A 15,698-nucleotide genomic window follows, 5' to 3' on the forward strand; every position below is an offset into this window, starting at 1 on the left:
GCGTTGCCCTGGATGAGCCAGCGTTTGCCAAACGTATCCACCTGCACAAGACGCGCCGTATCTTTCTTGCCCGCGGCATCCGTCAGTTCCAAAAGGACGCTTGTCACATTCGGGCTATCGACCTGCAGCACAAGACCGCCCGGGAACGCCGTATTGAAATTGATCGCTTCAACTGTATTCGTCGTGTTCGGATTGTCGTAGGCAATGAAAGCGCCGCCAAAAGCCGTGGCGTTGGCGCCGTTGTAATTGACCGTCGCAAAGGTCTGGCCGAGATTTGTGATCGTCGCCGTAGACCCCGTCGACGAAAAAGCGTTGATCGAAGGTCTCTCTCCCGTCGAAAGAAGAGGAAGTTTCGTGATGTCCGCTTCTGTCTTCGTCGGATCAGGACCGATTTCTTTCGTTACATCAAAATCGCCCCACTGGAGGGTTAATTGGGAATTACTTTCCTGTCCCAGCACCACAAGCGACATCGTAACGATGTCCGCGGCGTTCACTTCGTCAAATTGCGAAGGCAAAACCTTCCAGCGTTGGCCGAAGCCCAGGATATTCGTGAGCTTCACGGAATCCACGTTCCCCTGCGAATCGGTGACTTCCATGACCACGTCCGTGATATTGGCGCCGGCGCTATCCAATTGAAAAATCAAACCATTCGGATACAGCGTATTCAGATTGATGGATTCGATGCTAAGCGTCGACGGATTATCGTAATTGACAAACATGCCGCCGAAAGAGTTGCCGTTGACGCCGTTGTAGGTCAGGCGCGCCAAAGTCTCGGAAAACATCTGGAGATTCGCCGTGCTGCCGTCGCCGCTGGCAAAAGCGGAAAGCGTCGGCCTGGCGCCGGTGCTCGTCAGCGGAAGTTTCGTAATATCTTGCGGCTGGGAATTGGGATCGGGCGGAACGTTTGGCGTAAACGCAAAATTTCCCCAATCCAAAGTCAGCTTCGCGTTGGTTTTCTGGCCGAGGATCACGAGCGAAATAATGGAAATCTTGGTGCGGTCGACTTCGTCAAACTGTGTTGGAAGAATTTTCCAGCGCTGTCCAAACCCAAGAATATTGGTGAGCTGGACGGAATCCACCTTGCCCGTGGCATCGGTCACTTCCAAAATAACATCGCTGATTCCCGTGCCGGGGCTGTCCAGCTGCAGGACAAGTCCGTTCGGAAAAAGCGTATTGAAGTTGACTCCCTCGACCGTACCGGTGCCGGGATTGTCATAGTTGATGTAAAGACCGCCGAAAGAGTTGGAGCCCGTGCCGTTATAGGTGACGCGGGAAAGCGTTTCAGAAAAAGTTTCGAGTGTGGAGGTGCTGCCGTCGGAGCTCGCGAACGTATTGAGCACCGGGCGCTTGCCCTGGCTATTTAAAGGAAGCTTCGTGATGTCCTGCGGCTGTGAGTTCGGATCTGGCGGAATCGGAGGCGTAAAGGCAAAATCGCCCCAGTCGAGCGTTAGCTGCGCATTGGACTTTTGCCCGTGAATCACGAGCGAAATGACGGAAATTTTAGTGCGGTCGACGTCATCAAACTGTGATGCCAGGATTTTCCAGCGCTGGCCGAAGCCCAGGATGTTCGTAAGCTTTACGGAATCGACATTGCCCAGGGAATCGCTGACTTCGAGCTCGATCTCGTTAATCCCGGTTCCCGGGCTGTCCAACTGGAAGATGATCCCATTCGGAAATGTCGTATTAAGATTGATGGTTTCGATGGCGCCCGTGGAAGAATCATCATAATTAATGAAGGCTCCGCCAAACGCGTCACCATTAATACCATTGTAAGTAATGCGGGAAAGGGTCTGGGAAAACTGCTGGAGCGTCGCAGTTGAACCGCCGCTCGCAAAAGTCGTAAGCGCCGGATGCTTGCCCTGGCTATTTAAAGGAAGCTTCGTAATGTCCTGCGGCTGCGAATTCGGATCGGGCGGGATCGAAGGAGTAAAAGCGAAATTACCCCATTTAACTTTGATGGCCTGATTGTTAGCCTGCCCTTTGACGACCAGGGAGAAAATTACGGCCTTGGTCGGATCAATCTTCTCGAATTGATTCGGCCGAGCGACCCAGCGCCGGGCCGTCCCATCGATGCTGACGAAATTCACGAAGTCGCGGTTGCCGTTAACGTCGGTGATTTCCAAATTAACCGAAGTAAGAGAGCCTCCGCTATTGTCCATCTCGAGGATTATTCCGTTCGGGAAAAGAGTGTTCAAATTGACGGTTTCAACGGTCCCGGTCGAAGGAAGGTCGTAGCTGAAGTACGCGCCGCCGAAAGAACCCGCGCCCGTTCCATTGTACTGGAGCGTCAAATCCTTAGACGAAGTGAGGACAACGTTAGCGGAAGAACCGTCACTGCTGGCAAACGTATTGAGAATGGGTTTGGTCGCGTCCGCTTTCGCAGGCACAGGGGTCACGTCATTGGTCGTTTTCGTGGGATCGGGCGCGAGGTTCGGCGTAAAGCTCATGCCGCCCGTCGTAATATCGAAATAACCCGTGCCCGGATGCGTGGGCTGCGTTTCGCCGATGAAAATAATTTCTTTGATCGCATTAAAATTAATGCCGGCCAATTCGGATTTGAGAATGGTGTAATCCTGGGGCGTCGAAGTGACGGCAATGACTTTGGAAGCCGAATTGTTGTTCGTGTCTTTGAATTCGATCTTGATCGTCGTAAAGCAGGAAGCGCTGCAGCAAAAACCGTCGCAGCGCGGATTCGTGCTCATGCGCCAGGTAAATTCCGTAAAACCGCTCAAATTCTGGGGGCCGTATTCGGAAGCGCCGAAATTTAAAACCGCGCCCTGGAAACCGCCGTTGGAAACGTCAAAATCAAAACGAAAATTGGAGGTTGATTGCGGCTGGTTGTTCCACTGCGACATGAACGGAGCTCCGCCGCCGTTGAAAAATCCAAGGACCGGAAATCCGGGAAAAACCGTCGGGCCCTGGGAGACGAGAGGCTCGGCATATTTTTTATCGAAATCGCGTTCGTTGTATTCGTCGACCGCCTTGATAAATTCGCTCAGGAGATTGCGCGTATCTTTCGTGGACTGGTCCGGCGAATAATACTTCTGGAACTGGCTGACAAGATAATCAAAACCAAAAGGCTCTTTTTCGTTCAGGACCGATTTGCCGTCGTACTGATAGGCAAATTCATTTCCCTTGGCATCGATGCCATAACTATAAAAAAGAATATCGCCTCCGAATTGTGCGGCAGCCTGGATGTCCTCTAATCCCGGCTTCGGATCCTGTCCGAGCGGATGGTTATGGGCAATCATCGCCACGCGGCCTTCGGCGGCCGCCTTCTTAAGCATGTCTTTGGCGGCTGGATTAAGGAGCACTTCGCCTTGCCTGCCGGTCGTCAGAATGACGGCTTCGCCATCGACCACAAGAATCGCGTGCTCGACGTTCAAGTTCGCCGCGGTCCTGAGATCACGGGCTTCGGGTGCTTTTGCAAGAATGTTTGCCGCAGCATAATCAGTCGTGACATCGCTCAGCGCTTCCTCCATGTCGATGCGCTGACCGTAGTCCCGATATTCCGTGTTCCCTTCACGCGCCGTCTTTTCCGGATACAGAAGAAGATCGCGGGAGAGAAAATCTTCCGTGGTTTCCTTATAATTAGCGCTGCTTTCAGGCTTGGAAGGCGCCGCGGAATCCGCGGTTTTGGTGGCTATGTTCTGCTGAGCCGTGAGATCATCGAGAGGTGTAGCAGCATAAACGGGCACAATCAGTTGCTGTGCGAAGAAAATGAAGGAAAGCGCGGCGGAAAGATATCTCTTCGATACTATATGAAGATGCCACCTTTGGAAGGGTTTACATCTCATATGATCTCCTGGATTACAAGGTTTTAAAATCCTTAAGATAAGCAGTTAAAAGAATTAGCCTGAAAGCGACAAAAGTATAACACTTAATTTTTTTTAAGTCAAACAACCTAAATTGATACGATTTAGGCAGTTACAACATATTTTCAAGAATATAATAACACACAACGCCTTTCTTGCCGTCGGGAGAAACCTGAAAAGAGCCCGGGATAGCGCTGGTAAAAAGAGGTTTCTTCTGTGGTAGAAACCCCGAGCGAGTCGGGAGAAGACTGAAAGAATATGCCCGGAGCCAGACTTGAACTGGCACGGGAGTTTAAATTCCCGACGGATTTTAAGTCCGTTGCGTCTGCCGATTCCGCCATCCGGGCATAAAAATGGAGGCGCGGGGCGGAATTGAACCGCCGTATATCGGTTTTGCAGACCGATGCATTACCACTTTGCTACCGCGCCGTTGAGAGCATGCGAAATGGAGGAAAAAACGGGGATCCAGACTCCCCGCTCGAAGCGTGCTTGCGCGCGCCGTGTTACCCGAGCGTTAACGGAGATACTGTAATTCCTCGCCGGTATTCGGATCAAATTTGTACCGGTCCGGAAACGTCTGGCCAGTCCGGGGATTATATTTGGTATGCATTTCCTGCGTGGCCTGAGCAGGCGCAGCTTGCTGTTGCATCGGTTGCTGCTGAGCACCATAAGGCTGGGGCGCGTACTGGCCTTGATACTGCTGCTGCATCATTTCCTGCCGCAATTCCCTTTTGGTCGCTTCTTTCTGGCGACGCGCAGTTTCACCTAAGAGGGCTCCACTCAATGCGCCCGCGCCAGCTCCGATTGCGGTCCCGACGCCGGCATGTCCCGTCTGGCTGCCGATAATGGCTCCTAAACCTGCGCCCAAGCCGCTGCCTAACAAGGCCCCGCTTTCGCGCTCTGTGACTCCGCCCGACTCCGAGGCACAACCAGCAAAAACAAAAAGGACCATCAGGATCGCAAAATGACTCTTAATCTTTCTCATGGAATGACTACCCTCCTAGTTCACATTTGAAGACGTTTCGGGCAACATTATATTCACTTTTGGATATTCAGGTATGACTTTTTTGCCTTGGCTTCGACCCATTCTATAAGGGCCTTGGCGATATGCGATTTAGGCTGTTTCCTATAGGTTTGGATCTGTCCGCCGGGAGAAAGGAACGCCGTATTGATCCGGCGGTCTCCGAACGGGATATGCGTTTTCGAATAATAATTTGCTACGATCCCATCGAGGTGTTTCCGCTTCAGTTTGGACCGCGCGTTACGGAGCCAATCTTCGGTCTCCAGGCAAAAGCCGATGACGATGCGGCCGCCTTTACGGCGCGCCAAGCCAGCCACGATATCGGGCGTCTGGACCAGCCGCACCTGCCTCATCTTCGTCCTGCGGATTTTATGCGCCTTCTTTTGCGGAAAGGTGAAATCGCATACGGCCGCGACCATGACCAAAACGTCGTGCCGGGGAAATGCCGTTTCGCATTTCTTTTTGAGCTCCGCCGCGCTGGTAATTGAAATAAACCGGGCACCGCGCGGCGCGGGCAATGCGGTAGGGCCGCTGATCAACGTAACATGGTGGCCTTTTTTCTGCGCCGCGCTGGCGAGAGCGTACCCCATCTCACCCGTGGAAACGTTGGAAAGAAAACGAACCGGATCGAGCATCTCTCTCGTGGGGCCGGCCGTGATGAGAACTTTCAAGGAAGAAGGTTTTATTTTTTGCCTGCGCATCGGGCGACGACTTCCAGAATCGCTTTCGTATCGGAAATATGGCCCATCGCGGTTCTGCCGCAAACAAGGTCGCCCTGGATGGGATCGACGATTTCATACCCCACTTCCCGCAAAGTCGCCAAATTCTTCTGCGTGAGGGTATGATAGTACATCTGGTCGTTCATGGCGGGAACGACGATCACCGGCTTCCGAGTGGCGAGCACAATGCAACTCGCCAGGTCATCGGCCATGCCTGCGGCAAGACGCGCGATGAAATTGGCTGAAGCAGGAGCAATGAGGACCGCGTCGGATTCTTCCGCCAGGGACGTATGGATCACATCGTACGGGGTATCCGCGGCGAAGAACTCCCCGTAAACAGGCTGTCCAGAAACGGCCCGCAAGGTCAAAGGGGTCACAAACTCCTGGGCCCCTTTAGTAAGCACACAAGTGACCTTGGCGCCAGCTTCGCGGAGTTCCTTGATCACGTCCCCCGACTTATAAGCGGCAATACTTCCCGAAAGAATCAGAAGAAGGTTTTTACCCTTCAGTTTTTTCGGATTTTTTACCGCGGGTCTTGGGTTCTTCATAGCGAACTTTTCCGCCTGCGATTTCCTGCAGAGCAATCACGGCAACCTTTTTGGAATCCGAAGCGACCAGTGTCTGTGCACCCTGGGTCAATTCGTTGGCGCGCTGTGCCGCCGCAAGTACGAGTTTATAAAAGCTGGGCTTTTCGTTCGTGACCAGCTTTTCAAGAGGAACGTATGGCATGATTTTCAGTTCTCCTTTCCTTTTTTTTTTGGGATACAAACCCTTCGATCTCTAAAACAGTCTGCTCCAAATTTTTATTCATGACGGTAAAGTCATAAAGACGAGCATCTTTGATCTCTTCCTGGGCTGCGGTGATGCGCCGTTCGATCTCCTCGAGGCTGTCGGTCTTCCGCCCTTCGAGCCTGTCCCGCAAAACCTTGATCGACGGAGGCAGCACGAAAATCGTGCAAAGCGGAACTCTTCCCTCCAGAACTTTTTTGATTTTGCGCATGCCCTGAACATCGATGGCCAGGACAAGCGTCTTTCCCTTTTTCAGGGAGTCGGTGATAAATTGTTTCGGCGTCCCATAGAAATAATCAAAAACCTTCGCCGATTCCAGAAGCTCCCCCCGCTCTTCCATGCCTTTAAAGGCTGCGGAGTCGACAAAAAAATAATCTTCGTCTTTCTTTTCGCCGGTACGGGGCGGGCGCGTCGTTGCCGAGATTGACCGGGACCAATCGGGATGCCTTTTGAGCAGGCGGTCAACGATCGTCGTCTTCCCGCATCCGGATGGGGCCGAAAGGATGATAAGGATGCCCTGCTGTTCGCTTCCCTTGGCCTTACTCAATGTTCTGCACCTGCTCCCGGATTTTCTCGAGCTCTTTCTTGATGAAAATCACGTCGGACGAAATTTCAAACACCTGGGATTTGGAACCGATAGTATTGACTTCCCGGTTGATTTCCTGGCATAGGAAATCAAGCTCGCGCCCCATTTCACCTTCGCTTTTAAGGCGATCACGAAAAACGTCCAGATGCGCCTTCAGCCTCACGATTTCTTCGGTAATGTCGCAGCGCTCCGCTAAAAAAGCCACTTCCCTGCTGACCCGCTCCTGGTCGAGATCTTTTTCTTCGATAAGCTGTGCAAGCCTGGCGGTGAGCTTGCTGTGAAGCCGCTTGCTGCTGCCGACAGACTGCTTTTCAATTTTACGCACCGTTTTGCCTATTTGATCGAGGCGCTGAACCATGTCGGCTGCCAGGACTTCCCCTTCGGTCTCTTTGGCCTTGAGCAAAGCCTTCCGCGTTTTGATCAGAACCGGTTCCAAACGCTTCCAGATTTGTTCCTGATCGGCGCTCTTCTTGTCGGGCGAAAAAACCTTCGGTAATGCCAAAACATCCCGCAAGGAAAGATCGTCCTGCAGGTGATATTTTTTTCCTAATTCCCTGGCGGCGTTCAAATAGAACTCGACGACGTTTTCATCAATATTCAGGACCTGTTCATTTTCGTCCTGATTCGCCTGGGAAATACAGACCGATACTTTCCCCCTCTGGATCTTTTCCTGAAAAAAATCCCGGATCCTCACTTCCAGAGGATAGATAAGCGATGGACTTTTAAGGGAAAATTCAAAAAAACGATGATTTAAGGAACGCGCTTCAACCAGCCAGTTTTCCTCTTCGCGCCCCGAACCGGTAATGCGCGCGAATGCTGTCATGCTTCTTATCATAGCGGGAAGTCCGTCGAGAACATGAACCAATGGCCAGATGAGGTTAGAAATTTTGATATTATAAGGACTTATGAAAATTTGTCAAGGTCATGGGGTTAACGACGGATAAGACAGGAGGGAGGACCAAAATCCTTAAGCCAACCTTAAACATCGAAAAGAACTGGCAAAACGGCTAATTTTTAGCAGCCGCCATTTCGAGCCCATGGGCTAATTCAGGGATGGGCTTGTTGAACTGGACCCCGAACCGGGTGCGGCCTACGATTTCCGTGCGGACAATGCGTCCTTCGACTTCATATTCGGTCTTGGCATCCGGATGAAGAAGGACGCGGAGTTTGATCGAAGCTTCTGGGTAGGCTCCCTCTTCGTAAAAAACGCCTTCTGACGCCTCAAAGAGCAATCCGTTTCCACTACAATTCAGGACCGTTCCATCCCCTATCCAGGCCCCTTCTTTTCCTCGAGGAATAATGGCAAAACCCTGGACCATGCAACTTTGCCGCGCGGCATGACGGCGATCCTTACCTTGATAGGTGCGGGAAACAGGAACGGCTTTTCCCAGATAACGATCAATTTCGTCTTTATTGTAGCGCCATTGCTTTCCCACTTTGACCGACATGAGTTTGCCGGCCCTTGTCAGATGATGAACCGTGGATAATGAGATCCTCAAATAATCGCTGACGTCATGGGCATTCATGAATTTTTTGCTTGGCTCACGCGTTTCCATACATTTCCCCTTTTGCCTCACTCACTAACTCCGGCATCCATCGACGGCCCGCGGTTACCGGATGCTTAAAATCCTGAGCGGCTTCATAAAAAACATAACACGTTTGTAACTCCGATACAATGTTCAAGATAGGATTATTTAAGGGATGAAATAAAGTGGGTAGAATAGTTATAAATTGATCAAGTTTGAACTATTATTTTACTGCCGCTGGGGAGGGGTGGCGACGGGTTTCATCGAGGCTAGAATCGTTTCCACCTCTTTGCGGGGGTCCGCAGCAGCGGTGATAGGCCGGCCGATCACCAGGTAATCCGAACCCGCTTGAAGGGCTTGGTTCGGGGTAAAGGTACGCTTTTGATCGCTTTTTTCACTCCCCTCGGGCCTTACTCCGGGGGTCACGATCACAAACTTTTCCGGGAACTTCTGCCTCAGCATCACGATTTCTTGGGGAGAACTGACGACGCCATCTAAACCCGACTCCTGAACTAATGCCGCGAGGCTCAGAACCTCTTCATTCAAGGACCTCATGATGCCCAGTTCTTTCGACAACTCTTGCTCGGAATGACTCGTCAAGACCGTCACTCCAATGACAATCGGACGTTTCTTTCCCGCCTGAACCTGTTGGTCCACGGTTTTGCGGGCGTTGACCATCATTTCTTTACCGCCCAAAGCATGGACGTTCACCATGTCGATCTCATGCTCGCAGACAACGGCCATAGTCTTGGCCACCGTATTGGGAATGTCATGCAGCTTCAAATCTAAAAATACCTTTCCCCCAAAACGGCGGATGATGTCAACAGCCGCCCAGCCATGCGCGGTAAAAAACTCGAAGCCTACCTTATAAAAGGAAATCAGCCCCTCGAGGTCTTTGATGAGCCGTTCGGCAAAATCCAGGCTCGGCGTGTCAAGCGCGACGATAATTTTATCGGCATTTTTCATAAGTGTTCCGTTTATTGCCAGCAGCTTTGGCGCGGAGGAACGTGAAAGGTTCCCCGAATTTGTGAAAGAGACATGATTCCCTGGTTCCGGCAAAACGTCTCGATCCCGCGCAGCACATCCATGGTCGCGGTCGGATTGACGAAATTGGCCGTTCCTAATGCAATGAGGTCGGCTCCCACGATGATGAACTCCATGGCATCGTCGGCCGTTAAAATTCCACCGGACGCGATCACTGGAACTTGGTAATTTTTTTTGACTTCATACACATAGCGCAGCGCCACGGGGCGTATCGCCGGCCCGCTCAAACCGCCGGTGACATTGGCAATCCGGGGCTGGCGCGTCCGGATATTAACGGCGAGCCCTTTGAGGGTATTGATAAGGCTGAGCCCGTCCGCCCCGGCCCGCAAGACTTCTCCCGCAATCTCGATCACGTCTCCCAGCTCCGGAGAAAGCTTGGCCACGATCGGCAGGTCGGTTTCGCCGCGTACCGTCTTGATGATTTTCTCGATCTTTTCCTTTTTCTTCATGCCGGAAACTCCGCCCGCTTCCACGTTCGGGCACGACAGATTGATTTCGAGGGCCTTCACGACCTTCTTGTGCGCATGCAGCGCTTTCACAAGGATTTCAAAGTCGTTCTCTTCTTCGCCGGCGATGTTCACGATAAGCGGCGTTTTGATGCCCGCGAAATAAGGAATTTTATTCTCGATGAAATCCTCGAGGCCTTTGTTCTGAAGGCCGATGGCATTCAGCATCCCGCTCGGCGTTTCGCAGATGCGCGGCATCGGATTTCCGCGGCGGGGCTTTACCGTGATGGTCTTCGTGATGACCGCGCCCAGCTTTTCATAATCCACGCAGGAAGTGTATTCGTCTTTGGTGCCGAACGTGCCGGAAGCCACCGTGACGGGATTTTTAAAAACAAGGTCCTTGATGCGGCAGGTCATGTCCACCGCGGCCGGAGTCTTGGCTTCCTTATTTTTTTGCTTCGGACGGTTCATCGTCATGGTCATACCGTTTACACCAGAGACTGGCGGATCGAATCGAATGCGAAAACAGGGCCTTCGACGCAGGAAGGCACGAGTCCTTTATCGGTCTCGACCATGCATCCCAGGCAAGCGCCGACGCCGCAGCCCATCGTCTCATCGATCGAGGCCTCGCCGGGAATTTCATATTTCCGGGCCAGATCGATGACGGCCTGCATCATCACTTTCGGACCGCAGGTCTGCACAAATAAATTGCGAGGATCCTCTTGCTGGTGGATCAATTCATCCAGAAGGACGGTGACGAAGCCTTTTTTTCCGTAGCTGCCGTCGTTGGTCGCATACAGGACTTTGCCGCTGACTTTCGAGAGCTCGGACTTCGGAAGGACTTCGGCTTTGGATTTACCCCCGATCAAGAGATAGTCCACTTTGTTTTTTTCCGCGAAAAAAACGAGCGGCGGCAGGCCGATGCCGCCCGCAACAAGGACCGTGGTCTTTTTTGCTTTAGGTTTGGAGAACGGATTACCCAGCGGCCCGAGAATCCGCACGCGGCTGCCCTTTCCCTTCTGGGAAAGAATGCCCGTGCCGCGCCCCAGGATTTCGTAAAGGACTTCGACGCGTTCGCCCTTGATGCGGTAATAGCTGAAGGGCCGGCGCAGGAGAGGATCGAACGTCGGCTGGATCTGGAGCTGCAGAAACTGGCCCGGGACTACGCCGCGGGACAACTTCTTCGATGCGAACGTCAGCTTGAAATACTTTTCGTTGATTTTGCGGTTGTCCAGAATGGTAACGACTTCGTCCTGCATCTTGCTCCTGGCCGAGCTCAAACGGTAACCGGCTTCGCCGAGGAAGACTTCAGCCGGCTGTGATAATCCTGGATCGCCCTGACTTCAAAACCATGCCCCCGCACACCTTCCAGGGCCTTGACCGCGGCGCGCGCGGCATTGATGGTGGTGATACAGGGCACATTGAAAGAAACCGCCAGCGAACGGATCTTGGCTTCGTCGAGAACCGGACCTTTCCCGCTCGGGGTGTTCACGACGAGCTTCACCTGGTGGTTGCGGATGAGGTCCGCGACGTTCGGATGGCCTTCGGCGATTTTCAAAATTACTTCCGAATGGATGCCGTTCTTCTTCAGGACTTCCGCCGTGCCGCGCGTGGCGGTGATGGTATACCCCATGTCCTGAAAACTTTTGGCCACGGGAATGATTTTTTCTTTGTCCTTGGCCTTCACGCTGATGAACACATTCCCCTCATGCGGAATGTGGCAGGACGCGCCGTCCTGCGATTTGTAGAACGCATGCGCAAAATCCTCGTCGATGCCCATGACTTCGCCCGTCGATTTCATTTCCGGCGACAAAATGATGTCGACGCCCGGAAACTTCACGAACGGGAACACGGATTCTTTCACGGCCGAATACGGGACGCTGACTTCCTGGGTGAATCCCAATTCCTTTAGCGTCTTGCCGCCCATGATTTTGGCCGCGAGTTTGGCCAAAGGCACGCCGATAGTCTTGCTCACGAATGGCACGGTGCGGGAAGCGCGCGGATTGACTTCCAGGCAATAAACTTCGCCCTGGAAAACGGCGTATTGCACGTTCATGAGCCCGACGATCTTGAGCTCCTTGGCGATCTGCTTGGTCTTCGTGGAAATCTCCTCGATCAGCTCTTTGCTGAGAGAGAACGGCGGAATGGCCGACGCGCTGTCCCCTGAATGGATGCCCGCCTCTTCCACGTGCTCCATCACCGAGCCGATCACGGAAGTCTCACCGTCCGAAATAAGGTCCACGTCAACTTCGATCGCGTCTTCCAGATACTTGTCGATCAGCACCGGATGCTCATCGCTCGCTTCGACCGCCGTGACCATGTACTTTTTCAGGAACGCTTCATCGTACACAATTTCCATGGCGCGGCCGCCGAGAACGTACGAAGGACGGATCACGATCGGGTATCCGATGTCTTTTGAAATGCGGATGGCGTCATTCAAATTATAGGCGATCCCGTTGGCCGGCTGCTTCAGCTTGATCTTTTCGAGCAGCTTCTTGAACTTGTCTCGGTCCTCGGCAATATCGATCGCTTCCGCCGAAGTGCCCAGGATTTTAATGCCATTGGCGGCAAGCCCCTTGGCGAGGTTCAGGGGAGTTTGTCCGCCGAGCTGCACGATGGCTCCCACCGGTTTTTCCCGCTCATAAATATTGAGCACGTCTTCCAGCGTCAGCGGCTCGAAGAAAAGTTTGTCGGAGGTATCGTAGTCCGTGCTCACGGTCTCGGGATTGGAATTGACCATGATCGTTTCGAACCCGAGCTCTTTGAGCGCGAAGGCCGCGTGCACGCAGCAATAATCGAACTCGATGCCCTGGCCGATACGGTTGGGTCCGCCTCCCAGGATCATGATTTTGGGCTTCGCGGACGGGATGGTTTCGTCCTCTTCTTCGTAAGTCGAGTAAAAGTACGGCGTGAACGCCTTGAATTCCGCGGCGCAGGTATCGACGAGCTTGAAAACCGCTTCCACCCCGAGTTTTTTGCGGAGCGCGCGGACTTCGTCTTCTTTCATGTTCCAGAGGAAAGCAAGCTGCCGGTCGGAAAACCCCATGCGCTTCGCATCGCGGAGGATTTCCGCCTGGGCCTGCGTTTTCCCCGTCGCCTCGACCAGCTCTTTTTCCATTTCCACGATTTGCTGCATCTGCGCGAGGAACCAGGGATCGACGAAAGAACGGCGGTAAATTTCGTCGATGGTGATGCCGGCCATCATGGCGTACTTGATGTAGAAAATCCGGTCTTCCATCGGCTTGCCGATGCGGTGCTGGATTTTTTCCATCAGGTCTTTCTTGGAAGGCAGCTCTTTGAAAAAGCTCAGGTATTCTTCCCGCGTCTTCAGCGCCGTGTCGAAAACCTTGTCCTTGCCGTCGGCGCCAAGCCCGAAGCGCTTGGTCTCGAGCGAACGGAGGCCCTTTTGCAGAGCTTCTTTAAACGTGCGGCCGATGGCCATGGCTTCGCCGACCGATTTCATCTGGGAATTGAGGTTCGCATCCACGCCTTCAAACTTTTCGAAAGCAAAGCGAGGCACTTTTACCACGCAATAATCGATCGACGGCTCGAACGACGCCGGCGTGTATTTCGTAATGTCGTTCGGGATTTCGTTCAGCGTATAGCCGACGGCAAGCTTCGCCGCGAACTTCGCGATCGGAAAGCCCGTGGCCTTGGAGGCAAGCGCGGAGGAACGCGACACGCGCGGGTTCATTTCAATGACGACAATCCTGCCGTCTTTGGGGTTGATGGCGAACTGGATGTTCGAGCCGCCGGTTTCGACGCCGATCTCAGAAATGATCTTGCGGCCGGCGTCACGCATGCGCTGGTATTCCTTGTCCGTCAGCGTCTGGGCCGGGGCCACTGTGATGGAATCGCCCGTGTGCACGCCGAGCGGGTCGAAGTTTTCGATGGAGCAGATGACGACATAGTTGTCCTTGATGTCGCGCATGACTTCGAGCTCGAATTCCTTCCAGCCGAGAATGGATTCTTCGACCAGGATCTCTTTCACCATGCTGTACTCGAGGCCGAGGCGCGACGTGCGTTCGAGTTCTTCGCGGTTGTAGCAGATGCCGCTGCCGGAGCCGCCGAGCGTAAAACTGGGCCTGACGATCACGGGATAGCCGATCTTGTCCGCGACGCGGAGGGCTTCGTCGACCGTGTAAGCGAAATCGCTGCGCGGAAGATCGAGGCCGATTTTCTGCATGGCCGTCTTGAACTGCTCGCGGTTCTCGGCCTTTTTGATGGCTTCGTATTTGGCGCCGATCAGCTCGACGCCGTATTTCTGGAAAATTCCTTTTTCATACGCCTGGACCGTGAGGTTCAGCGCGGTCTGGCCGCCCATCGTGGGCAGGCAGGCATCCGGACGCTCCTTGATGATGACTTTCTCGAGGAATTCCAGCCGGAGAGGCTCGATGTAAATGCGGTCCGCCGTCTCGGGGTCGGTCATGATGGTCGCCGGATTGGGATTGATGAGGACGACGCTGTAGCCTTCCTCGCGCAGGGCCTTGCAGGCCTGGGTTCCGGAATAGTCGAATTCGCAGGCCTGACCGATGATGATGGGGCCAGAGCCGATGATCAGGATCTTCTTGAGGTCTTCACGTTTTGGCATACCGTCTCCCGGCGAATTTTAGTGGGATTTATCCACGAGTTCATAAAAGCGTTCAAAGAGATAATCGCTGTCGTGCGGTCCCGGAGAATTTTCAGGGTGATACTGGACGGAGAAGACAGGGTGCTTTTTGTGGCGCATCCCTTCGACCGTCTTGTCGTTCAGGTTCACGTGGGTCAATTCGACTTCATCTTTCGGAAGCGACTCCAGGTCCACGACAAAACCGTGATTCTGCGACGTGATTTCCACGGTACCGGTCTTGAGGTCCATGACCGGATGATTGCCGCCGCGGTGTCCGAACTTCAGCTTGGAAGTCGTCCCGCCGAGCGCGAGCCCGAGAATCTGGTGCCCCAGGCAGATGCCGAAGACCGGCTTCTTGCCGATCAAGCCGCGTACGGTTTCCACGACATAGGGTACGGCCGAAGGATCGCCCGGGCCGTTCGAGAGGAAAACGCCGTCCGGATTTTTCGCGAGGATCTCCGATGCCTTGGTGGACGCGGGAACCACGTCGACCTCGAATCCATGCTGCACCAGCTTGCGCAGGATGTTCGTCTTGATGCCGCAGTCGAGCGCCACTACTTTATAGGCTTTGCGGCCCGCCGGATTCCCCCATTCGAAACCTTTGAGCGGCGGCTCGCGGAAGGAATACGGCTTCGGGCACGTCACATCCTTCACGAGATCGACGCCCACGATGCTGGGAGATTCTTTCGCCTTTTTGACAAGGCTTTCTTTGTTGGAATCGATCGTGGAAAGCACGCCTTTTTTGGCGCCGTGGTCGCGGAGATGCTTCACCAGCTTGCGCGTGTCGATTTCCTGGATGCCGATCTTGTTGTTCTTTTTCAGGTATTCATCAAGCGACATTTCCGAACGGTAATTGCTGAGCACCGGGCTGAGTTCCCGGATGATAAAGCCTTCAGCCCAGCAATGCGTGGATTCTTCGTCCGCCCGGTTGATACCGTAGTTGCCGATGTGCGGGTAGGTCATGGTGACGATCTGTCCTTTATAGGAAGGGTCGGTCAAGATTTCCTGATAGCCCGTCAGCGACGTGTTGAAAACGACCTCGCCGTAGATTTCGCCCTCGGCGCCAAACGCCTTTCCTTCGAAAACCAGTCCGTCTTCCAATGCCAAGAAGGCTTTTTTTGCTTTCATGATGACTCCTCTTAA

13 protein-coding genes and 2 tRNA genes are annotated in these 15,698 nt (G+C 53.4%); all 15 read right to left on the bottom strand.

What is annotated here, in order from left to right:
• Nucleotides 1–3,698 (bottom strand): hypothetical protein (locus VL688_04225; protein ID HTL47253.1); only part of this gene is annotated, 3,698 nt, incomplete at its 3' end.
• Nucleotides 3,699–4,074: 376 nt separating this feature from the next.
• Nucleotides 4,075–4,162: transfer RNA gene (locus tag VL688_04230), tRNA-Leu, on the bottom strand.
• Between the two features lie 7 nt (nucleotides 4,163–4,169).
• A tRNA-Cys gene (locus VL688_04235) sits at nucleotides 4,170–4,244 on the bottom strand.
• Between the two features lie 85 nt (nucleotides 4,245–4,329).
• The gene (locus VL688_04240) at nucleotides 4,330–4,800 is read right to left on the bottom strand and encodes a glycine zipper domain-containing protein (GenBank protein ID HTL47254.1); all 471 of its coding nucleotides are present in this window, start codon (nucleotides 4,798–4,800) and stop codon (nucleotides 4,330–4,332) included.
• Nucleotides 4,801–4,853: 53 nt separating this feature from the next.
• Nucleotides 4,854–5,507 (bottom strand): phosphopantothenoylcysteine decarboxylase, encoded by a 654-nt coding sequence (locus VL688_04245; protein HTL47255.1) that lies wholly within the window; start codon nucleotides 5,505–5,507, stop codon nucleotides 4,854–4,856.
• An 11-nt stretch (nucleotides 5,508–5,518) separates the two neighbouring features.
• Nucleotides 5,519–6,103: a flavoprotein gene (locus tag VL688_04250; GenBank protein HTL47256.1), complete on the bottom strand. Its 585-nt coding sequence runs from the start codon at nucleotides 6,101–6,103 to the stop codon at nucleotides 5,519–5,521.
• Nucleotides 6,054–6,284: a DNA-directed RNA polymerase subunit omega gene (gene rpoZ / locus VL688_04255; GenBank protein HTL47257.1), complete on the bottom strand. Its 231-nt coding sequence runs from the start codon at nucleotides 6,282–6,284 to the stop codon at nucleotides 6,054–6,056. The genes VL688_04250 and rpoZ overlap by 50 nt, the downstream gene beginning before the upstream one ends.
• Nucleotides 6,265–6,891: a guanylate kinase gene (gene gmk, locus VL688_04260; protein HTL47258.1), complete on the bottom strand. Its 627-nt coding sequence runs from the start codon at nucleotides 6,889–6,891 to the stop codon at nucleotides 6,265–6,267. The genes rpoZ and gmk overlap by 20 nt, the downstream gene beginning before the upstream one ends.
• Nucleotides 6,884–7,753: a YicC/YloC family endoribonuclease gene (locus VL688_04265; protein ID HTL47259.1), complete on the bottom strand. Its 870-nt coding sequence runs from the start codon at nucleotides 7,751–7,753 to the stop codon at nucleotides 6,884–6,886. The genes gmk and VL688_04265 overlap by 8 nt, the downstream gene beginning before the upstream one ends.
• 184 nt (nucleotides 7,754–7,937) lie before the next feature.
• Nucleotides 7,938–8,486, bottom strand: a complete 549-nt coding sequence (locus tag VL688_04270) for a helix-turn-helix domain-containing protein (GenBank protein HTL47260.1) — start codon at nucleotides 8,484–8,486, stop codon at nucleotides 7,938–7,940.
• A 198-nt stretch (nucleotides 8,487–8,684) separates the two neighbouring features.
• Complete coding sequence (gene pyrF, locus VL688_04275) at nucleotides 8,685–9,422, bottom strand: orotidine-5'-phosphate decarboxylase (GenBank protein ID HTL47261.1); 738 nt, start codon at nucleotides 9,420–9,422, stop codon at nucleotides 8,685–8,687.
• An 11-nt stretch (nucleotides 9,423–9,433) separates the two neighbouring features.
• Nucleotides 9,434–10,423: a dihydroorotate dehydrogenase gene (locus VL688_04280; GenBank protein ID HTL47262.1), complete on the bottom strand. Its 990-nt coding sequence runs from the start codon at nucleotides 10,421–10,423 to the stop codon at nucleotides 9,434–9,436.
• Between the two features lie 11 nt (nucleotides 10,424–10,434).
• Entirely contained in the window at nucleotides 10,435–11,226 is a 792-nt protein-coding gene (locus VL688_04285; protein HTL47263.1) for a dihydroorotate dehydrogenase electron transfer subunit, read from the bottom strand.
• The gene (gene carB / locus VL688_04290; protein HTL47264.1) at nucleotides 11,223–14,537 is read right to left on the bottom strand and encodes a carbamoyl-phosphate synthase large subunit; all 3,315 of its coding nucleotides are present in this window, start codon (nucleotides 14,535–14,537) and stop codon (nucleotides 11,223–11,225) included. The genes VL688_04285 and carB overlap by 4 nt, the downstream gene beginning before the upstream one ends.
• An 18-nt stretch (nucleotides 14,538–14,555) precedes the next feature.
• Nucleotides 14,556–15,683, bottom strand: a complete 1,128-nt coding sequence (gene carA, locus VL688_04295; protein ID HTL47265.1) for a glutamine-hydrolyzing carbamoyl-phosphate synthase small subunit — start codon at nucleotides 15,681–15,683, stop codon at nucleotides 14,556–14,558.
• Between the last annotated feature and the right edge of the window lie 15 nt (nucleotides 15,684–15,698).

The organism is Verrucomicrobiia bacterium (assembly GCA_035495615.1).
Classification (GTDB): Bacteria; Omnitrophota; Omnitrophia; order Omnitrophales; family Aquincolibacteriaceae; genus DATJFP01.

Coding starts and splice junctions, on each gene's coding strand:
- VL688_04240 (HTL47254.1), bottom strand. CDS start 4,800: ATGAGAAAGATTAAGAGTCATTTTGCGATCCTGATGGTCCTTTTTGTT.
- VL688_04250 (HTL47256.1), bottom strand. CDS start 6,103: ATGAAGAACCCAAGACCCGCGGTAAAAAATCCGAAAAAACTGAAGGGT.
- rpoZ (HTL47257.1), bottom strand. CDS start 6,284: ATGCCATACGTTCCTCTTGAAAAGCTGGTCACGAACGAAAAGCCCAGC.
- VL688_04265 (HTL47259.1), bottom strand. CDS start 7,753: ATGACAGCATTCGCGCGCATTACCGGTTCGGGGCGCGAAGAGGAAAAC.
- VL688_04270 (HTL47260.1), bottom strand. CDS start 8,486: ATGGAAACGCGTGAGCCAAGCAAAAAATTCATGAATGCCCATGACGTC.
- pyrF (HTL47261.1), bottom strand. CDS start 9,422: ATGAAAAATGCCGATAAAATTATCGTCGCGCTTGACACGCCGAGCCTG.
- VL688_04280 (HTL47262.1), bottom strand. CDS start 10,423: ATGACGATGAACCGTCCGAAGCAAAAAAATAAGGAAGCCAAGACTCCG.
- carB (HTL47264.1), bottom strand. CDS start 14,537: ATGCCAAAACGTGAAGACCTCAAGAAGATCCTGATCATCGGCTCTGGC.
- carA (HTL47265.1), bottom strand. CDS start 15,683: ATGAAAGCAAAAAAAGCCTTCTTGGCATTGGAAGACGGACTGGTTTTC.